Origin of the sequence: Microvirga sp. RSM25, from assembly GCF_044784385.1 — a bacterium.
In the GTDB taxonomy this organism is placed as follows: Bacteria; Pseudomonadota; Alphaproteobacteria; order Rhizobiales; family Beijerinckiaceae; genus Microvirga; species Microvirga tunisiensis.
In genome coordinates this window covers 101,379-118,351 of the sequence record NZ_CP173039.1, presented here as the reverse complement: position 1 = coordinate 118,351, position 16,973 = coordinate 101,379, and the positions used below count along the sequence as shown (strand labels likewise).

The 16,973-nt window shown below is 57.7% G+C and carries 10 protein-coding genes; 5 read left to right on the top strand and 5 right to left on the bottom strand.

Annotation, left to right across the window (positions count from 1 at the left end):
• Nucleotides 1–4: 4 nt before the first annotated feature.
• Nucleotides 5–1,000 carry an ABC transporter permease gene (locus tag ACD578_RS00515; RefSeq protein ID WP_404293624.1) on the top strand — a complete coding sequence of 332 codons (996 nt, stop codon included), beginning with the start codon at nt 5–7 and terminating at the stop codon, nt 998–1,000.
• Between the two features lie 108 nt (nt 1,001–1,108).
• The gene (locus ACD578_RS00510) at nt 1,109–2,050 is read left to right on the top strand and encodes an ABC transporter substrate-binding protein (protein ID WP_404289926.1); all 942 of its coding nucleotides are present in this window, start codon (nt 1,109–1,111) and stop codon (nt 2,048–2,050) included.
• A gap of 575 nt (nt 2,051–2,625) precedes the next feature.
• On the opposite strand, the gene ACD578_RS00505 is transcribed toward ACD578_RS00510, so the two are convergent.
• Nucleotides 2,626–3,084, bottom strand: coding sequence for a hypothetical protein (locus tag ACD578_RS00505; RefSeq protein ID WP_404289924.1), 459 nt, complete (start codon nt 3,082–3,084; stop codon nt 2,626–2,628).
• A 645-nt stretch (nt 3,085–3,729) separates the two neighbouring features.
• Here ACD578_RS00505 and ACD578_RS00500 point away from each other — a divergent pair.
• Nucleotides 3,730–4,101, top strand: a complete 372-nt coding sequence (locus tag ACD578_RS00500; protein ID WP_404289922.1) for a hypothetical protein — start codon at nt 3,730–3,732, stop codon at nt 4,099–4,101.
• A gap of 323 nt (nt 4,102–4,424) precedes the next feature.
• A complete protein-coding gene (locus ACD578_RS00495; protein WP_404289920.1) occupies nt 4,425–4,844 on the top strand; it encodes a hypothetical protein in 420 nt (139 codons plus the stop codon).
• Between the two features lie 24 nt (nt 4,845–4,868).
• Here ACD578_RS00495 and ACD578_RS00490 read toward each other — a convergent pair whose 3' ends face one another.
• The 4 genes from ACD578_RS00490 to ACD578_RS00475 form a co-directional block, all read right to left on the bottom strand.
• Nucleotides 4,869–5,393, bottom strand: coding sequence for a methyltransferase family protein (locus ACD578_RS00490; protein WP_404289918.1), 525 nt, complete (start codon nt 5,391–5,393; stop codon nt 4,869–4,871).
• A 119-nt stretch (nt 5,394–5,512) separates the two neighbouring features.
• A complete protein-coding gene (locus tag ACD578_RS00485) occupies nt 5,513–6,169 on the bottom strand; it encodes a response regulator (RefSeq protein ID WP_404289916.1) in 657 nt (218 codons plus the stop codon).
• Nucleotides 6,162–7,571 carry a sensor histidine kinase gene (locus ACD578_RS00480; protein ID WP_404289914.1) on the bottom strand — a complete coding sequence of 470 codons (1,410 nt, stop codon included), beginning with the start codon at nt 7,569–7,571 and terminating at the stop codon, nt 6,162–6,164. Before ACD578_RS00480 ends, ACD578_RS00485 begins: the two co-directional genes overlap by 8 nt.
• Nucleotides 7,572–8,386: 815 nt before the next feature.
• The gene (locus ACD578_RS00475) at nt 8,387–9,154 is read right to left on the bottom strand and encodes a LuxR C-terminal-related transcriptional regulator (RefSeq protein WP_404289912.1); all 768 of its coding nucleotides are present in this window, start codon (nt 9,152–9,154) and stop codon (nt 8,387–8,389) included.
• An 873-nt stretch (nt 9,155–10,027) separates the two neighbouring features.
• Here ACD578_RS00475 and ACD578_RS00470 point away from each other — a divergent pair.
• The gene (locus tag ACD578_RS00470) at nt 10,028–16,942 is read left to right on the top strand and encodes a peroxidase family protein (RefSeq protein WP_404289910.1); all 6,915 of its coding nucleotides are present in this window, start codon (nt 10,028–10,030) and stop codon (nt 16,940–16,942) included.
• Nucleotides 16,943–16,973: the final 31 nt, after the last annotated feature.

Here is a 16,973-nt window from a genome sequence, read left to right as displayed (position 1 = left end):
GACGATCGTAGAAAAGGAAGCCCAGACCGTCATCAAATCCGCTGTGTTCAGCCAAGGGGCATGGCAGAAGATCCTTGCCTTCGCCAGCCTGATCGCCCTGATGGCCGTCTTCAGTATAGCGTCCGATAACTTCCTCCAGCCCGACAACCTTATCGGCATTCTGCAGGCGACGGCTGTGAACGGCGTTCTCGCCGTGGCTACCACATTCGTCATCATTACTGGGGGCATCGATCTGTCTATCGGCACGTTGATGACCTTCTGCGCGGTCATCGCCGGCGTGTTCCTGACCTACTGGGGTCTGCCCATGCCCGTAGGCATCCTGGCGGCCATTGCCGCAGGTGCTCTCTGCGGCTCGGTTTCCGGCACTCTCATCGCTAAGATGAAGATCCCGCCATTTATCGCGACGCTTGGCATGATGCTGCTGCTGAAGGGTCTTGCCCTCGTGATCTCGGGAACGCGTCCGATCTACTTCAACGATACACCGAACTTCCCGATGATCTCGCAGGAGTCGCTGATCGCGGCAATCCTGCCGTTCCTGCCGATCCCCAACGGTGTCCTGATCCTCTTCGTGGTCGCGGTCGCCTCCAGCCTTATTCTCACGCGCACCGCTCTCGGCCGTTACACCTTTGCCCTCGGCTCCAATGAAGAGGCGGTGCGCCTCTCCGGCGTGAATACTGATTTCTGGAAGATCATCGTCTACACGGTTTCAGGCGGGATCTGCGGTATTGCCGGTCTCATTATCGCCTCGCGGCTCAACTCCGCCCAGCCGGCGCTCGGCCAAGGCTATGAGCTCGATGCCATCGCGGCCGTGGTCATCGGCGGAACTTCCTTGAGCGGCGGGCGCGGTACCATTCTTGGAACGATCATCGGAGCACTGATCATCAGCGTGCTCACGAACGGCCTGCGCATCCTGTCGGTGGCTCAGGAATGGCAGACGGTCGTCACCGGGGTGATCATCATCCTGGCCGTTTACGCCGATATCCTGCGCCGCAAGGGCTGAGCATCTCCCCTTACTTCTCACGAGCGAAAAGGAGCACGCGACACGTTCCAGCAATCCAGCCCACCGCATCCGACAATAGCCAGAACCAACAACGACCAGGAGGAAACGATGTGGAGTAGACGCACTCTGATTGGCGCCATCAGCATTGGCGCGCTCATTGGTTTCGCAGCCCCGGCAGCGGCCCAGGAGATCTATATCCCACTTATCTCGAAAGGCTTTCAGCACCAGTTCTGGCAGGCAGTCAAAGCCGGGGCCGAACAGGCGGCCAAGGACTATAACGTGCGCATCACGTTCGAGGGCCCGGACAGCGAGACCATGGTCGACAAGCAAATCGACATGCTCTCGGCGGCTCTCGCCAAGAATCCGAAAGCGATTGGCTTTGCGGCTCTCGACAGCCAGGCGGCAGTCCCTCTGCTGCGCAAAGCGCAGACCGCCAAGATTCCGGTCATCGCGTTCGACTCCGGTGTCGACAGCGACATTCCGCTGACCACGGCAGCCACCAACAATCTCGCAGCTGCGGCACTGGCTGCCGACAAGATGGCCGAATTGATCGGTGGCGAAGGCGACATCGCTCTCGTGGTGCACGACCAGACCAGCCGCACGGGCATCGACCGGCGGGACGGCTTCGTGAACCGCATCAAGGAGAAGTACCCGAAGATCAATATCGTGAGCATCCAGTACGGCTCCGGCGATCACCTGAAGTCGACGGAGATCACGAAGTCGGTTCTCCAGGCCAATCCGAAGCTCAAGGGCATCTTCGGCGCCAACGAAGGTTCGGCGATCGGCGTGGTCAACGGAGCCAGGGAGATGAACCGGAAGATCGTCATCGTCGGCTACGATTCCGGCAAGCAGCAGAAGCAGGCGATTCAGGAGGGTCTCATGGCGGGCGCTATCACCCAGAACCCTGTCGGCATTGGCTACAAGACAGTCGAGGCGGCCGTGAAGGCTCTCAAGGGCGAGAAGCTCGAGAAGATCATCGACACTGGCTTCTTCTACTATGACAAGTCGAACATAAGCGATCCGAAGATCGCAGCCGTCCTCTATGACTAAGGGATAGCGTCGGGAGAGGGGTTCACCCCTCTCCTCTGCCGTCGCCGTCGCCGTCGCTGTTGGAAATGCTGCAGAACACAAGAGTGTTACGTCAGTAGCGGTCACACGCGTCCGCCTCGGGGCAGATCAGCAATCAGAGCAACTGACGAAGCTGCACTATGTAGCGCATCCCAAACAATGTGGACCAACTTCCCTCATTGTCGTTGAAGGAAACATACTCAATTCTGGAGGACTATAGGTACCTCAGCGGTGTAGAGGGAGTGAGAGCCAAGGATCTGTCTACGTATCGCCTTGGAAGAGCCTTGATCTGCACGTCGCAATAGCAAGCCATGTGGTTTGATTTACGAGGTAACACATGCACTTAGATCAGCCTTTTCCTCTCGAAGCCGTTCCATCGCGGGTGAAGCATCCGCTCTTGCTTGAGTTCAAGGGGCGCTGTCCTAGTCTCCGGGAAGTTGACCAGATCCCGGATAAACATTGGCTGGCGACACCGGGCATTGGCCCAGCATCCCTGGAAGCGATCCGCAGCATCACCCATGCTGGGCGAGTGCAGAGCGTCAGTCACGCTGCTTCACCTAGCTTATCAGATGCCGCTTTACTGAGGCGCCTTGAAGGGCTCCAAGAGGAACTGCGGTGGCTGGAGGCTGAACTGAAAGCTCGTATGCCCCTAGGCCCAAAGAACACATCGAGCCGGCAGCGAAGCGGCCGCGCGACGCGAGATGACACTGACCACCTGGGGCATCGAGTAAGTGGGGCTGAATCGTCACATCAGCAAAGCGGCCAAGACCACGCCGCTTAAGAGCTCGCGACTCCCGATGGACTAGGCGGTGGCTCCTAATCGCACAACCGCTCTTCTGCTGCGCCCCCTTCAGAGCCAGAAGAAGAATACTGATGTCGTCGTCGAGCAGATCAATGGCATTGCGGGCATACTCCCGGAACCGCTCCTTTCGGATTGCGGGCTCGTTATCCCACAAGCATGCTGCTTGCTCGGCCTCATGAATGGCCTGAGCCACGAGCTCAATTTTGTAGTCCATCTTTGTCTCCAATGATGCGATTAGTCTCGTTCTCGTCCATGGAAGCTTTAAGGTTCCCAGCCTCGTCAGATCCCGGCCAGAAGAAGGGCTGCTCCGATGAAGAAACAGAGGAATGCAACAAAGAGGAGCACTGCGCACTGAAAGGATGGGCCTGTGCTGGTGGGGTTCGTGGGATCTAAATCGGCTCCCTGTACGGCGTTCGTGTGTCGGGTGTTGCTCATACGCCTATCCTGCATCTCTATCGACGACCTATAGCCACTAAACGCATGCATTTGCTCGTCTATTCCTTCACGAAATTTATAAGAATGTTTCGAGAGCCCTGGCTGCAGTTCGAAGGATGCTCAGAAAAGCAGCGGCGCGGCAGATGAGGCGGCTTTGCAAGAGTGCGCTCTATGGAGTTCAGATGAGCAATTGCTCCGTTCCAGCAACCATTTGTTAATTCCTTGGGCGCAGCCTCTTCATGTGCCGAGACGGCACGGTCGTTGTTTCCTCTGGAACTGGCCGTGAAAGGCGGCCTCCCTTGAGCGCCAAGCGCAACTGGCGCTTTTTCTTTGATGACTGCCTCGTCAATGAAGACGGCACACCTTGGCCATATTGGGCCAATCCGTCAGCTACAGTGCAACGGCTTAATAGAGGGAGTTCTGAATGTCCTCCCACAAGTATGATGCATCTCCAATGGTACAGAGAGGAATAGCCATGATTTTCCGTATCACAACTGCTACCAGCCTTCTGCTTGCCGCTACCGGTGCCTTTGCTGCACCTACCAAAACGAAGCCAGTCTCGACCGTTATCATCACAAATGCCCGCGACATACCTGCGACTGATGTAGCCATTGGTGCCAATGGACAGACAGTTCGACTGACCAAGCCGCTTGCCCCGAAGGCGAAAACTACTTTGAGGCTGCCGAAAATGACAGGATGCATGGTGGCTGTCGCAGCGACGTTCGAGGATGAATCGACGGCAGAGTTCTCTGAACTCGATGTATGCCAGGACGGTACTGTCCGCTTTACGGACTGATACCTGCTGCATCCAGGCTTGGCACTCCTAAATTAGAGAGACTTCCACTAAGAGGTGAGCGCGGACTCAACTCGAGCGTCTAGAGCACCAGAGCGCTCTGCGTTTATATGGCGGTTCAGCCTCTTCAAAGCATTTGAACTGACCCGTGTCTCTGTAGCCCTTATGGATAGAGCTGATCAGGGGCCTTGGACGAGAGATCGCGGGTCAGAAGTCTCGGAGTATCCTACGTCTGTACGGAAGCCTGTTTCCTATTCTATCTGCCGCAAGAAAGTCTCCAAGACATGTCTCAATAGTAGGTGATGGATTCCCGAAGGGAGTGTTCCATGGGCCGTTTCCTTCCCGAGCTAGCGACGGCAGACTGGGCATTCATCACCTCTGTCATCATCCTGCCGCTTCTCATGGCATTCGGCATCTATGCCATCCGCAGTGAGGTGCGAGAGGCGAGACGTATCCAGGCCAAGTCGGTTAAACTCAAGACCAGCGGAGTACAGCGCCAACAGTGGCGGAAGGGAGCAACGTCCGCAGAGATGCTCAACTTGCTGGATGATATCGAGGCTCTGCTACGCTTCATCAATGCCGATGATGTACTTGTTCGGCAAGAGCACAGTGAGGCCGTTCGCCTCTCTTGGATGAGCTATCGTATACCCATTCGGGCGGCCCTTTTTGGCAGCTTGGTACTAGCCGGTGTATTCTCAGCCATCTTCATGGTGATTGCGCAAGGGCCCAGCAACCCCATTCCATGAGGATTGCTGCGCTTGGCCGCATAATCAGAGGGAGAAGGGCTCGCGCAGTCTCTCTCCATCGTCACGTGCGCCGCATACGCGCGAGCGATAGCTATAATAGACATCGCCCAACTTGCGGCCGAAATAGGCTTCCTCGCGGGCCAGGACGCCGTAGCGTATGACGAGTGCGAAGGGCACCAGTATTATTAACGGCCAGAGATTGTCAGACGCGATTGCCAAGCCGATCAGACCCAGGAACATGCCGAGGTAGATAGGGTTGCGCGTGAAACGAAACGTTCCGCCCTTGACGATGGTGGCGGTCGGCAGGTTCGTCGGGACGCTCGAACCGGCCCTGGTCATTGTAACGATGGCCCAGGCGACCAGCGTCAACGCGAGGACAAATACCGTCGCGCCGAGCCAGCCTGCAGGTAGGGCCGCCGGCAGGAACGGTAAGGGCATGAACCAGCTGAGCGCAAGCGCGGCAATGACGCCAAGTCCCCATGCAAGCGGTGGCCGAATGATGACTTGAGCGGCTTCTGCCGTGTCACCCGTGGCGGGACCGTGCCCCAAGGTCCTTGTCTATGCTACCTTGCACTCCCCCTGAAAATACTTCCAAAGCTGCAAGAAACCGCGACATCAACTATTCCGTCGTCAATCTCTCTCTTGCTTCGTTTTCGGCAATTCGCGCGTCAGTGCAGTTTCAATCTGCTCTGAAGTCCAACCCAGATCTGTTCGACAACAAGTGCTTCTTCGGCACGGTTCTTGGCCTTAAGCTTTCGAAAAATGTCGGTCACATTGTCCTGAACCGTCTTTTCTGTCACCGCTAGTTGTTCTCCAATCTCGCGATTGTTCAGCCCTTCGGAGATCAGGCACAGAGTACGTTTCTCGTACTCGGACAGAGGTGTCAGCGGGCTAGCTTTCACCTGAGCATCGTCCGACAGTATGCGGAGTGCGAGATTGGGGGAAATGAAAGACTCTCCAGCCTTCACACTTCTCACAGCCGTGATTAGATCTAGTGCATCCGTTCCCTTGAGAAGGTAGCCGACGGCACCTGCCTCAAGTGCATGCGTCACGTCGTCTTCATCTCCCGAAACCGTCAGCATTACGACGCGAGTTGAGGTCGCAAGATCGCGGATCGCACGCGCGGCTTCGATGCCGTTTCCGGGCATAGATATATCCAGCAAGATGAGATCCGGTGCATACATTTTTGTAAGCTCGACTGCATCTGCTGCTGAAGCACCCTCTGCCACGACTTTGATCGAATCATCAAGTGCAAGCGCTCGGACAACTCCTCTACGCAGGAGTGCGTGGTCATCCACCACAACAACACAGGTCTTTTCAGACATCTTGGCTCCCCTCCGCAACAACAACGCTCATTTCAACTCTGGTCCCCCCACTCGGGAGATGGCTCACCCTAAAAACACCGCCCAGACTTTCCACTCTTTCCCGCATCCCAAAGAGCCCTAAACCGGAGTCTACCGACGCGTGGCCGCCGATTCCCATTCCCCCATCGTCCTGCACGACCATGTTCAGAACAGAGTCATCGAGTCTGCACGTTACCATCTGGCCATTTCCGCCCGCATGGCGGAATGCATTGTTGAGCCCCTCCTGCAGGAACCGGTACACGCAGATTTTGATTCCATGGGTAAGGGGATGCGAAATGTCGCCGCAATGAATGGCAACCTTGGTTCCAGTACGCCGCTCGTGATTGGAAGCTACTCGTTTGATAACCTCTGGGAGGGGCAAGCCTTCTATTTCAGGCAGCATCAGTCCCTTCGACATAGTTCGGATATCGCGAAGGGCCTCCGAAAGCATGGTATTCAGTAACTGCAACTCTTCTTCGTGTTTCGCGGGTGTCTGGGCGCGCCGGACGTGTTCCACGGTTAGAGCGGCTAAGCTGATGAGCTGCGCGGGACCATCGTGCAAGTCCGCACCAATCCTCCGCAGGTAATTCTCGGTCAATTCGGCGACGCGACCAGAGGCTCTCTGAGCACGCTCCTTGAGGATATGGTTGTGTTGGGATGTATGCTCGATCTCCACCAATCGTTCGTGAAGCTGACGCTGTTGGAGGCGGATGAGCTTATTGCCGCGGTAGACGATTCCGAACAGACCGACCATGATGAGCGCGGTCGCCCCCACGACTGCGAGCCAGCTTTTAAGACGTAACCACCAGAGTTTCTCTTCGAGTGGTGCGGTGCTTTCATGAATCTCTGCAACGGCAACGACGCGACCGGAGCGTTCCTCCCGGATGGGGACATAGATCTCAAGGTACTTGCTGCTGAGGTCCCTGACTCTGTGCTCAAGTGCGTTCAGGTCAGCGTATTGTGCAGAAATGTCTCCTGCCAGGGCTGTGACTAGGCCGGGAGGGGGCGTAAATCTTCGACCAACCAAATTCGGTGTCGTTGAATAGACGATAAGCCCACTCTCCTTCCAAATCTCCAAGTGGGGGAATCGCTCCTTGAAGTGATCTGCTCCCAACAGGCGGTTCAACTCAGCGGTTTCATCGGCAGGCAGAAGCTCCTCGCTTGCCAAGCCTTGGATCATCGGTTCGAGAAAGCTGTCTATGAGGAGAGCCGTCGATGAGGCGGTGTTCTCCACCGTCGCCTTTGATACAATCTCGGTGGTGAAGAGGCCCGCAGCAATCATTGCAATTAGCATGATGACACTGCCTGTCAGTGCGAACTGGCGGGTCAGGCTCACCGTTGCCGGGGTCGCGCTCCGGCGACGCATCCATGTCGATGGCGCCAACTCTAACATTTCTTACCCCGCTTGCTGCACCGAGGCACATGAAGGTAAACAGCAGTGAAGTTCCCTGCAATCGACGTTGGTCCGACAACGAGGCCGGGCTCTAGTCCAAAGGCGATGCCCTCATCATGGCAGGGCGGCTCCTTAGACATCGTGAATACTCGGATCTGCCCTTCAAAACAGTTCAAAAACAAGATGTTAGCGTAGCTAGCCAATAATACAGAGGCGTTGCGGCAGAGAGGTATGGCTCGCTGTATCCGCGATATACCTCCATCGGGGTACTCCTTGAGATGATGCTCCGTTCCGAGGCAAATGCACCGTTCCCTTTAGGTATAGGTTAGGATGGGTGTACGCTTGATGTGCCGGTTCCGGATCATCGCAACACGAAGGCGGACGAGAGCTTCTTTCACAAGCAGCTGACGAGCTCGCGATACATGCTTAGAGCATTGTGACGGATAAACGGTGGGCCTGCAGCGGTATCAAGCGTGAGATCCTGTAAGATATTGAGTAGCGGCGAAGCCGCTGCCCCAGCAGCCGCTGCGAGGTTTTGCACCAAACCACCCGAAGGCGTGAGTAACACATGAGGCAATTCAAGTCGGCCCGATATGCGAGCCCTCGCTCCCCGCCTGGCGTCCAATCCGCAATCATTCTCAGTTTGAGGGACTATCTTGTCCGCCTGTGAATGACACACTGCCCACGAGCATATTTTTATTACATGGCGCGACTTAACTGTTGTTCACTTGTATTAACTTGGGCCGACTTGGCGACTATGTTGTCCCCTTGACGTCACGCTGACATTGCCTCTCGCGCTGGCCGTTTCAATTCTTGCTCAAGTCAACGCAATGCAGCCAGTTCCTGTCACTTGCAGGTTCACTCCCAGTAGGTTTGCCGGGAATAGGAGGCTCGAACTGCAGGGCGGTTTCGTCGCTAGCCTGCCACACCAAACCCTGAGAGCGGGCAAATAGGGCCGCTTCTACACGATTGCGGACTTGCAGCTTACCTAGAATGCTTGTCACGTAGTATTTGACCGTACCCTCGTTGAGGTCGAGCTTGCTGCCGATCTCTCTGTTGCTAAGGCCCACGGCCAGCATCGATATGATTTGCTTCTCCCGCGGTGCTAGAGACTTGAGGCGGTCCCTAGGCTTTGTCATTCCAGAACCGCCCTGATTGGCGCGCATCAAGAGCCTCCCAGCAAGCGTCGGTGAAATACAGCCTATGCCTTTGTCAAGCGACCGCACAGCATTGACCAGTTCAGGGCCGCTGGTACTCCTTGGAAGATATCCAGATAAACCCGCTGCTATGGCATCGCAGATCCGTTCTTCGTCAGAGCTGTCTGAAAGAACCAAAATTCTGACCGCTGGATACTTCGACACGATTGCATCAAGGGCTTCGAAGCGGTCGTCCGGCAGGCTCACGCCGACTACGATCACATCCAGTTCATTTTCCTGAATCAGTTGAATCGCATCTCCTATTGATGCCGCTTGACCTAAGACTTCTATATCCAATTGAGTTTTGAGGGCATCTATCACCCCATCCAGGAAGAGAGGTTGATCGTCAATAATACCGACTCTGATCGCCTTCGACATTAGCACTCCCCGTTGCAGAACGTGCGTGTGTCAAGCACACACCTCCTCTTGGCACGATGACCTCGGTCACTGTGCAAATAGTCTGCTGATCCTCTTCTGAGGCCCCGCTGTGTGGAAACAGTGCTGTCATTATCTACTATGGTATTTACCTAGTTTTGCAGCACATTGCCCGTCACAATCCTAGAAGTCTTCTAAAAATAATGTTCTTGGTCATGACGAAACTCAATACGAATAACGAGGAGGGGAAACCTCACCTTCGGCTAAAAAGGAGTAGCTCCGACGATTGAGCCTGTAGGTAGTCACTCAGGTACAGTCCGAAAGAGCGTCTGAGATTATTACAGATGCATGACCGACTTAGGCTTGGCCGGGTACAGATCGAACCCTTCGGCCCCTCACCGATGCTTCTGAAGAGGATTTCACGAGCGCCGGCCCACTTGTTCATTGGCCACGGGTCAAACATCTTCCGACGAACTCGCAACGACGGCCTGCTTGCAATTACTAGCTCACGTCACCTCAACGAGGACGAGATCAGTGAAGCTGCATTTGCTCAGTCGCTAGATGAGACGGGAGCCAAGCTTGCTGGCAATCCGGTGCCTGCAGTGGAATGTCAGTACAAGCCGGAGCTGTCCTTATCAAAAGTCGGAATTTCAGCTGATCTACGTTCGCCCACTTCACAGATTCCCGCTTGCGCAGAAGCTGCTGCGAAAGCGCAGGACTCCATAACTAAAGTCCGACCCAGCAATCAACTTTGGTCCTGAAGAGTAAAGACGTTCGAAACACTTGCCTTGGACCTCAGCCCAGATAGTAAAACATCAGCCTTCCTGCCCATGATGATTGCGTCTTTCTCAAGAACACAAGGGTGAGGGTTTTCACATGGTTGCCTATATTCGCTCGGATCTGGACTTCATTCTCGCTCAAATCAAGATCGCTGAAGCGCATGCTGCAGGTCAGCCCTTGTATGGCCCGGGCGGCTTGGTGCCTGCCTACAATGTCGCTTGGGGGCTGCGGACGGTGGATGGCACGTACAACCATCTGTTGCCTGGCCAGATCGAGTGGGGTGCTTCCGACAACGAGTTTCCGGAGCACCTCGGTAAGGACTTCAAGACCATCATGGTGCCTGCTGGCCCAGGCGGTGCGCTAGTGCCTGTCAGCTACACGCCCGGCGTCGACAATGACGGCCCTGGATCCGCTGGACCGGGCGACGTATTCGATCCAACCGTGCGCATCATCTCCAACCTGCTGGTCGACCAGACGTTGGGGAACCCGTCCGCTATTCTGACCGGGTTGCAGCGCGCCGGCATCGTGCCGCCTGATCAGCAGATGGCAGTTACGGCACAGATCTCAGCGGCCTACCAGCCGCTTAAACCTCTGTTCAACGCAGTCGGAACTGCGGAACGCGAATATGCGGCAGCTTCCGCAGCCGCATCCGCCAGTCCCAATAATGAAGCGCTTCAGGGACAAGCAGCAGCCAAGCTGGAGGCCCTGAATGTAGCGAAGGCTGCACTCGATGCAGCCGATGACTCGCTGATGACGCTGCTGGAGACCAACGGCATCGAGCTCGAAGGTGCAAACATCAAACTCACCAACGCAGCGCCGGACGAGGGGCTGTCGGCACCGTTTAACTCATGGTTCACGCTGTTCGGTCAGTTCTTCGATCACGGTCTCGATCTTGTCGCCAAGGGCGGCAACGGTACGGTGTTCATCCCGTTAATGCCAGATGATCCGCTTTATGTGCAGGGCAGTACCACCAATTTCATGGTGCTGACACGGGCCACACTGGCCGGACCTGGCCATGATGGTATCATGGGCACCGCCGACGATACCGATCGTCCCGTGAACACCACCACGGCGTATGTCGACCAGAACCAGACCTATACCTCGCATCCATCGCACCAAGTGTTCCTGCGTCAGTATGAACTGAATACCAATGGTGATCCGGTATCGACCGGCAAGCTCCTCGTCGGCAGTGCGGGCGGCATGGCGACCTGGGCCGATCTCAAGGCACAAGCCGCCGATCTGCTCGGCATCCAACTTCTCGATTCCAACGTCGGCAACATCCCGCTGCTCGCCACCGACCCCTACGGCGAGTTCATCCGTGGCCCCAATGGCTATCCGCAGATGGTGACGACGACCGGGTTGGTCGAAGGTGACCCGACCGCCAACGGGGGATTGGGCGTCCTGGTGCCTGCGAACACTGTCCTTACTGGTCACGCCTTCCTTGCCGACATCGCGCATAATGCAGTCCCGACGGGTCTCGCGGACGGCGATATCGAGATTGGGCTTGAAAATCCCGGCAACGAGCCAGGTGTCTACGACAATGAGCTGCTCGACGCCCATTTCGTAGCCGGCGACGGCCGCGCCAACGAGAATGTCGGCCTGACAGCTGTCCACCACGTCTTCCACTCGGAGCATAACCGGCTGGTCGAGCACACTAAGGCGGTCGTGCTGGCTGATGCCCAGGACATGCTCGATAACGGTGCCTCTCAGGCCGAAGCTGTTGCATTCCTGAACGAGTGGCTGGCGGTCGACGTGGCCGCGGTCCCGGCCTCCGCTACCGGCCTCCTCTGGGATGGCGAGCGCGTATTCCAGGCGGCCAAGTTCGGCACCGAAATGCAGTACCAGCATCTGGTGTTCGAGGAGTTTGCGCGCAAGATCCAGCCGAACATCAACGTGTTCCTGGTGCCAGACGGCTTCGACACAACGATCGACCCATCGATCGTCGCCGAATTCGCCCACGTGGTCTACCGCTTCGGTCACTCCATGCTGACCGAGTCGATCGACCGTTTCGACCCCAACTTCAACCAGGACCACATTGGGCTGATCGAGGGTTTCCTCAATCCGATGCAGTTTCAAAACAACGGCGGCACGACCAGCGTCGACGCCGACATCTCGGCCGGCGCAATCATCCGAGGCATGACCCGGCAGGTCGGCAACGAGATCGACGAGTTCGTCACCGGAGCTCTGCGCAACAACCTCCTCGGCCTGCCACTCGACCTTGCGACGATCAATCTTGCTCGCGGTCGCGACACTGGAGTGCCGTCCCTTAATGAAGCGCGCGCGCAATTCTACGCCGCCACCAACCAGGATGCACTGCTCAAGCCCTATGAGAGCTGGGTCGATTTCGCCGGGCACCTCAAGCACGAAGCGTCGATCATCAATTTCGTCGCGGCCTATGGAACGCACTCGCTGATCACCGGTCAGACTACGCTTGAAGGCAAGCGCGACGCCGCGATGACGCTCATCTTTGGTCAGTCGTTCGGAGGCCTGGAAGTCCCAGCCGATGCAGCCGAATTCCTCAATGCGACCGGTACGTATGCCGGCGGTTCGCTCGGCGGCCTCAACGATGTTGACCTCTGGATCGGCGGCCTTGCCGAAGAGATCATGCCCTTCGGCGGCATGCTGGGCTCCACCTTCAACTTCGTCTTTGAAGTTCAGATGGAGAAGCTTCAGAACGCGGACCGCTTCTACTACCTGCAGCGTCTCGACGGCCTGCATCTGTTCGGCGAGATGGAGAACAACTCCTTCGCCGCCATGATCATGCGCAATACGGACGCGACACATCTGCCGTCGGACGTATTCTCGACGCCAGGCCTGATCCTTGAGGTCGACCAAACCAAGCAGTTCAACGACCTCAATGGCGATGGGATCATGGAGAGTACCGATCCAATAGGCGGTGGCGTACTGACTCCGCTGGTCGTCCGCAACAACCCGGCCACGCCGGGCGCCGACACCAATTACCTGAAGTACACCGGCGGTGAGCATGCCGTGCTCGGCGGCACGAACCAGGCCGATACCATCATCGCCAGCGATGGCGACGACACGCTCTACGGCGATGGCGGGAATGACCGACTCGAGGGCGGCTTCGGCAACGACATCATCAACGGTGGTGACGGCGACGATATCATCGTGGACAGCGGCGGCGACGACAACATCAAGGCCGGCGCCGGCAACGACGTGGTTCATGCCGGCCCGGGCCTCGATCTGGTGATGGGTAATGCAGGCCAGGACTTCATCTTCCTCGGCACCGACATGGGCTCGGAAGTGTTCGCCGGTGAAGGCAACGACTTCATCTACGGCAACAAGAACGCCGAGCGCATCCTCGGCAATGAGGGCAATGACTGGATCGAGACAGGCACCTTCGACGGCGCACCGGGCGACAACTTCGACGAGGTCTTCGCCCATGACAGGATCGACGGACACGACGTATTCCTCGGCGACGGCGGCTTCGACGAGTTCATCGGCGAGGGCGGCGACGACATCATGGTGGGCAGCGCCGGTCGGGGCAAGATGGTTGGCATGTCCGGCTTCGACTGGGCGACCTACAAGGATAACACCTTGGCGGTGAACGCCGATCTGTCCGTCCCGATCGTGTTCGATGAAAGCCCGACGCTTCCCCAGAACGCGGCACTCGATGAATACGAGTCGATGGAAGGGTTGTCGGGCACGCGCTTCAACGACACTCTGTCAGGCTCGGACGCAGTGGCAGCCGATCGTCTTCCAGCCTCCCAGGGGGGTACGGAAGGATATGCCGGCAGCGCTCTCGATGCGGCGGGCATCGCCCTGATCAAGGGTCTGCAAGAAGTGCTGGGTGCGGGCGTCGCCTCCTACAGCGAAGGTGATATCATCCTTGGCGGCGACGGCAGCGACATCATGATAGGTCGAATGGGTGACGACATCATCGACGGCGACAAGTGGCTCGATGTGCAGATTGGCGTTTTCGCCGCGAATGATCCTAATCACCTCGGTGAACCGATCGCATTGCATAAAAGCATGACGACACTGGCTGCCAGCATGTTCAACGGCACCATCAACCCGGGCCAACTCGCGATCGTTCGTACTATCAGGAACAGCGCCGACCAGCCCGACAGTGACGGAACTGCCGATGTCGACGTCGCGGTGTTCAGTGACGTTAGAGAGAATTACACCATCACTGCCAATGCCGATGGCAGCATCTCGGTTGCTCACGTGATCGTCTCCGACGGGCTCGAGTCCGATGGTGTAGACCGAGTCCGTAATGTCGAAATCCTCCGTTTCTCGGACGGAGACGTATCGTTGATCAAGCCGGTCGTTGACCTCCACGCCTTCGACGTCGGCGGCACCTTCCTCGATAACTTCACCACGGCTGCGTACAACAACAGCAACGGCACGGCCGCCTGGGGGACGGTCTGGACCGAGACAGGAGATGATAACAGCGCCACCAATGCGGCTGGCCAGATCCAGGTTACCGGCGGCAATCTCCGCTTCGATACCGGCGACGGCGCCACGATCACCCGTACAGTCCCACTCAACGGGGCCGGGTCGGCCACACTAACCTACCAGGTCAACGAGCAGAGCCTCGATCTCGGCGACGACATCCAGGTGCAGTTCTCGTCGAATGGTACGACCTGGGCGACGGTCGACACAATCGACGGGAATACAGGCAACACGACTCGCGCCGTGAGCCTGCCCGGCCCGTTCACGGCCACTTCCGCCATCCGCTTCGTGGCGTCCTCACTAGAAGCTGCTGGCGGTGGCAACCTTGGTGCCGATATCGTCGACATCAATGCCATCTCAATCGAGTTCACCGTCCCGGCTCCGGCCGACGGCCTGAACTACACTACCTCCTACACCGAGAATGCACCTGGAGTGGCGATCGCCAACCGTCCAGGCATTACGGACGATGGCACGACGCTGGTTTCGGCCCGGATCGTGCTGACCAACGCTCAGCCCGGTGACGACTTCGACATCGTTGGTAACCTGCCTGCAGGCATCAACGCCACGCTCGACACTTCGGTCGACGGCCAGATCGCGCTGAACCTGAACGGTACAGCCAGCTTGGCTGCTTACCGGGCTGCGATCCAGCAGGTGACGTTCGACAGCGGCTCGGACAATCCGGGTAATCTTGCCCGTATTATCCAGGTTACTGTCAACGACGGATTCGTCGAGAGCGATCCGGTCACAACGACCATCAACGTGATTGCTGTGAACGATCCTCCGAACGGGGCTAACGATACGGTGATTACGAACGTCGCCGCTGGCGTGAACTTCTCCATCGCCCAGTCGGCGCTGCTTGCCAACGATACAGATGCCGAAGGTTCGCCTGTGGCCATCACAGCGGTCGGTAACCCGGTTGGCCTGAACGCAGCTCCGGTGCTTGGGGTTGGCGTCGTGACGGTCGCGGATAACGGGACTCCCAACGGTTCCTTCTCCTACAATGCCAGCGATGGCTCCCTGACGGATCCTGCGACGGTGACCATCACTCGCGTTACCGGAACGATCAACGGAGGTGGCGGTAACGAGATCATAGTCGGTAATGGCTCCGCCACAACAATCAACGGCGGAGGCGGCAACGACAGCATAGACGGCGGTGATGGTAACGATACGATCACGGCTGGTACCGGCGACGACAACGTCAACGGCGGCACCGGAAATGACTTGATCTTCTGGAACGCCAACGCTGGTGGGGATACCGACGGCTACGATAAAGTCGACGGCAGCTTTGGCACAGACACGTTTGACGTGAACACCAGGGGCAATACATCTGAGACCTTCCGAGTCTACACGAAAGCCTATGCAGAACAGGTTCTCGGAATGACTGGTCTGCTGGCTAACACGGAGATCATCATCACCCGTACCGTGGGGGCCAACACCTCGATCATCGCTGAACTCGACAATATCGAGGAGATCCGCATCGGCACGCAGACGGCCGATCCGGTCAATGGCGGTGCCGGCCCAGGCGACACCGTGCAAATCTTCGGCGATTTCTCCACCACAAGCCTCGCCCTCAACACCATCACCATCGATGGCAATACGGGCGACGACACGGTGGACATCTCGGGGCTGACCTCGGCGCATCGGATCGTGTTCCGCTCCAACGGCGGACAGGACACCATCGTGGGCACCCTGCGGGCCCAGGACGTGATTGAGCTGCCGCCGGGCATGTCAGTCGGCGATTACACGGAAGAGACCAACGACCAAGGGGTCACCACGCTGACAAGCGCCAACCACCGGATCACCTACACATGCTCCGAGCCCCCAATCGTTCGAGAGTGCACGAACGAGGAACCGTTGGTCGAGGAGCCTCCGGTCGAGGAGCCTCTGGCGGAGCAACCCCCGGCCGAACATCCTCCGGTCGAGCAGCCTCCGGTCGAGCAGCCTCCGGTCGAGCAGCCTCCGGTCGTGGGCCCGGTGGTTGAGGGTCCGGTAGATGAGGTCAAGTGGGGCGGTCGCGGTCATGACCGGCTCTGGGGCCAGGACGGCAATGACAAGCTCTACGGCGGGTCCGGAAACGACCGGCTCTGGGGACAGGACAACCACGATCGCCTCGACGGCGGGGCGGGCCACGACCGGCTCTACGGTGGGGCGGGCGACGACAGGCTCTATGGCAGGTCCGGGAATGACCGGCTTGAGGGCGGATCCGGCAAAGACCGGCTCTGGGGACAAGACGGGCACGATACGCTCAAGGGTATGGCCGGCGACGATCACCTCGACGGCGGCAAAGGCAAGGATCGTCTCTCCGGCGGGGCAGGCAACGACCTGCTTAAAGGTGGAGCCGGGAATGACAAGCTGACTGGCGGCTCAGGTCAGGACAGCTTCGTCTTCCAGAAGAACGGCGGCTCAGACACTGTGACTGACTTCCGCAATGGTCATGACAGGATCGATGCAAGAGGCCTGTCCGGGGTGGACAATCTGTCCGACCTGACTCTGGTGCAGGTCGATCAGGATGTGATGATCGCACGCGGCTCCGACATCCTCGTCCTGAAGGGCGTCAACGCATCCGATCTCGACAACAGCGACTTCATCTTCTGATGCAGTTGATCTGAGATCGCGATGGCCCGCC

Coding starts and splice junctions, on each gene's coding strand:
- ACD578_RS00510 (WP_404289926.1), top strand. CDS start 1,109: ATGTGGAGTAGACGCACTCTGATTGGCGCCATCAGCATTGGCGCGCTC.
- ACD578_RS00505 (WP_404289924.1), bottom strand. CDS start 3,084: ATGGACTACAAAATTGAGCTCGTGGCTCAGGCCATTCATGAGGCCGAG.
- ACD578_RS00500 (WP_404289922.1), top strand. CDS start 3,730: ATGTCCTCCCACAAGTATGATGCATCTCCAATGGTACAGAGAGGAATA.
- ACD578_RS00495 (WP_404289920.1), top strand. CDS start 4,425: ATGGGCCGTTTCCTTCCCGAGCTAGCGACGGCAGACTGGGCATTCATC.
- ACD578_RS00485 (WP_404289916.1), bottom strand. CDS start 6,169: ATGTCTGAAAAGACCTGTGTTGTTGTGGTGGATGACCACGCACTCCTG.
- ACD578_RS00475 (WP_404289912.1), bottom strand. CDS start 9,154: ATGTCGAAGGCGATCAGAGTCGGTATTATTGACGATCAACCTCTCTTC.
- ACD578_RS00470 (WP_404289910.1), top strand. CDS start 10,028: ATGGTTGCCTATATTCGCTCGGATCTGGACTTCATTCTCGCTCAAATC.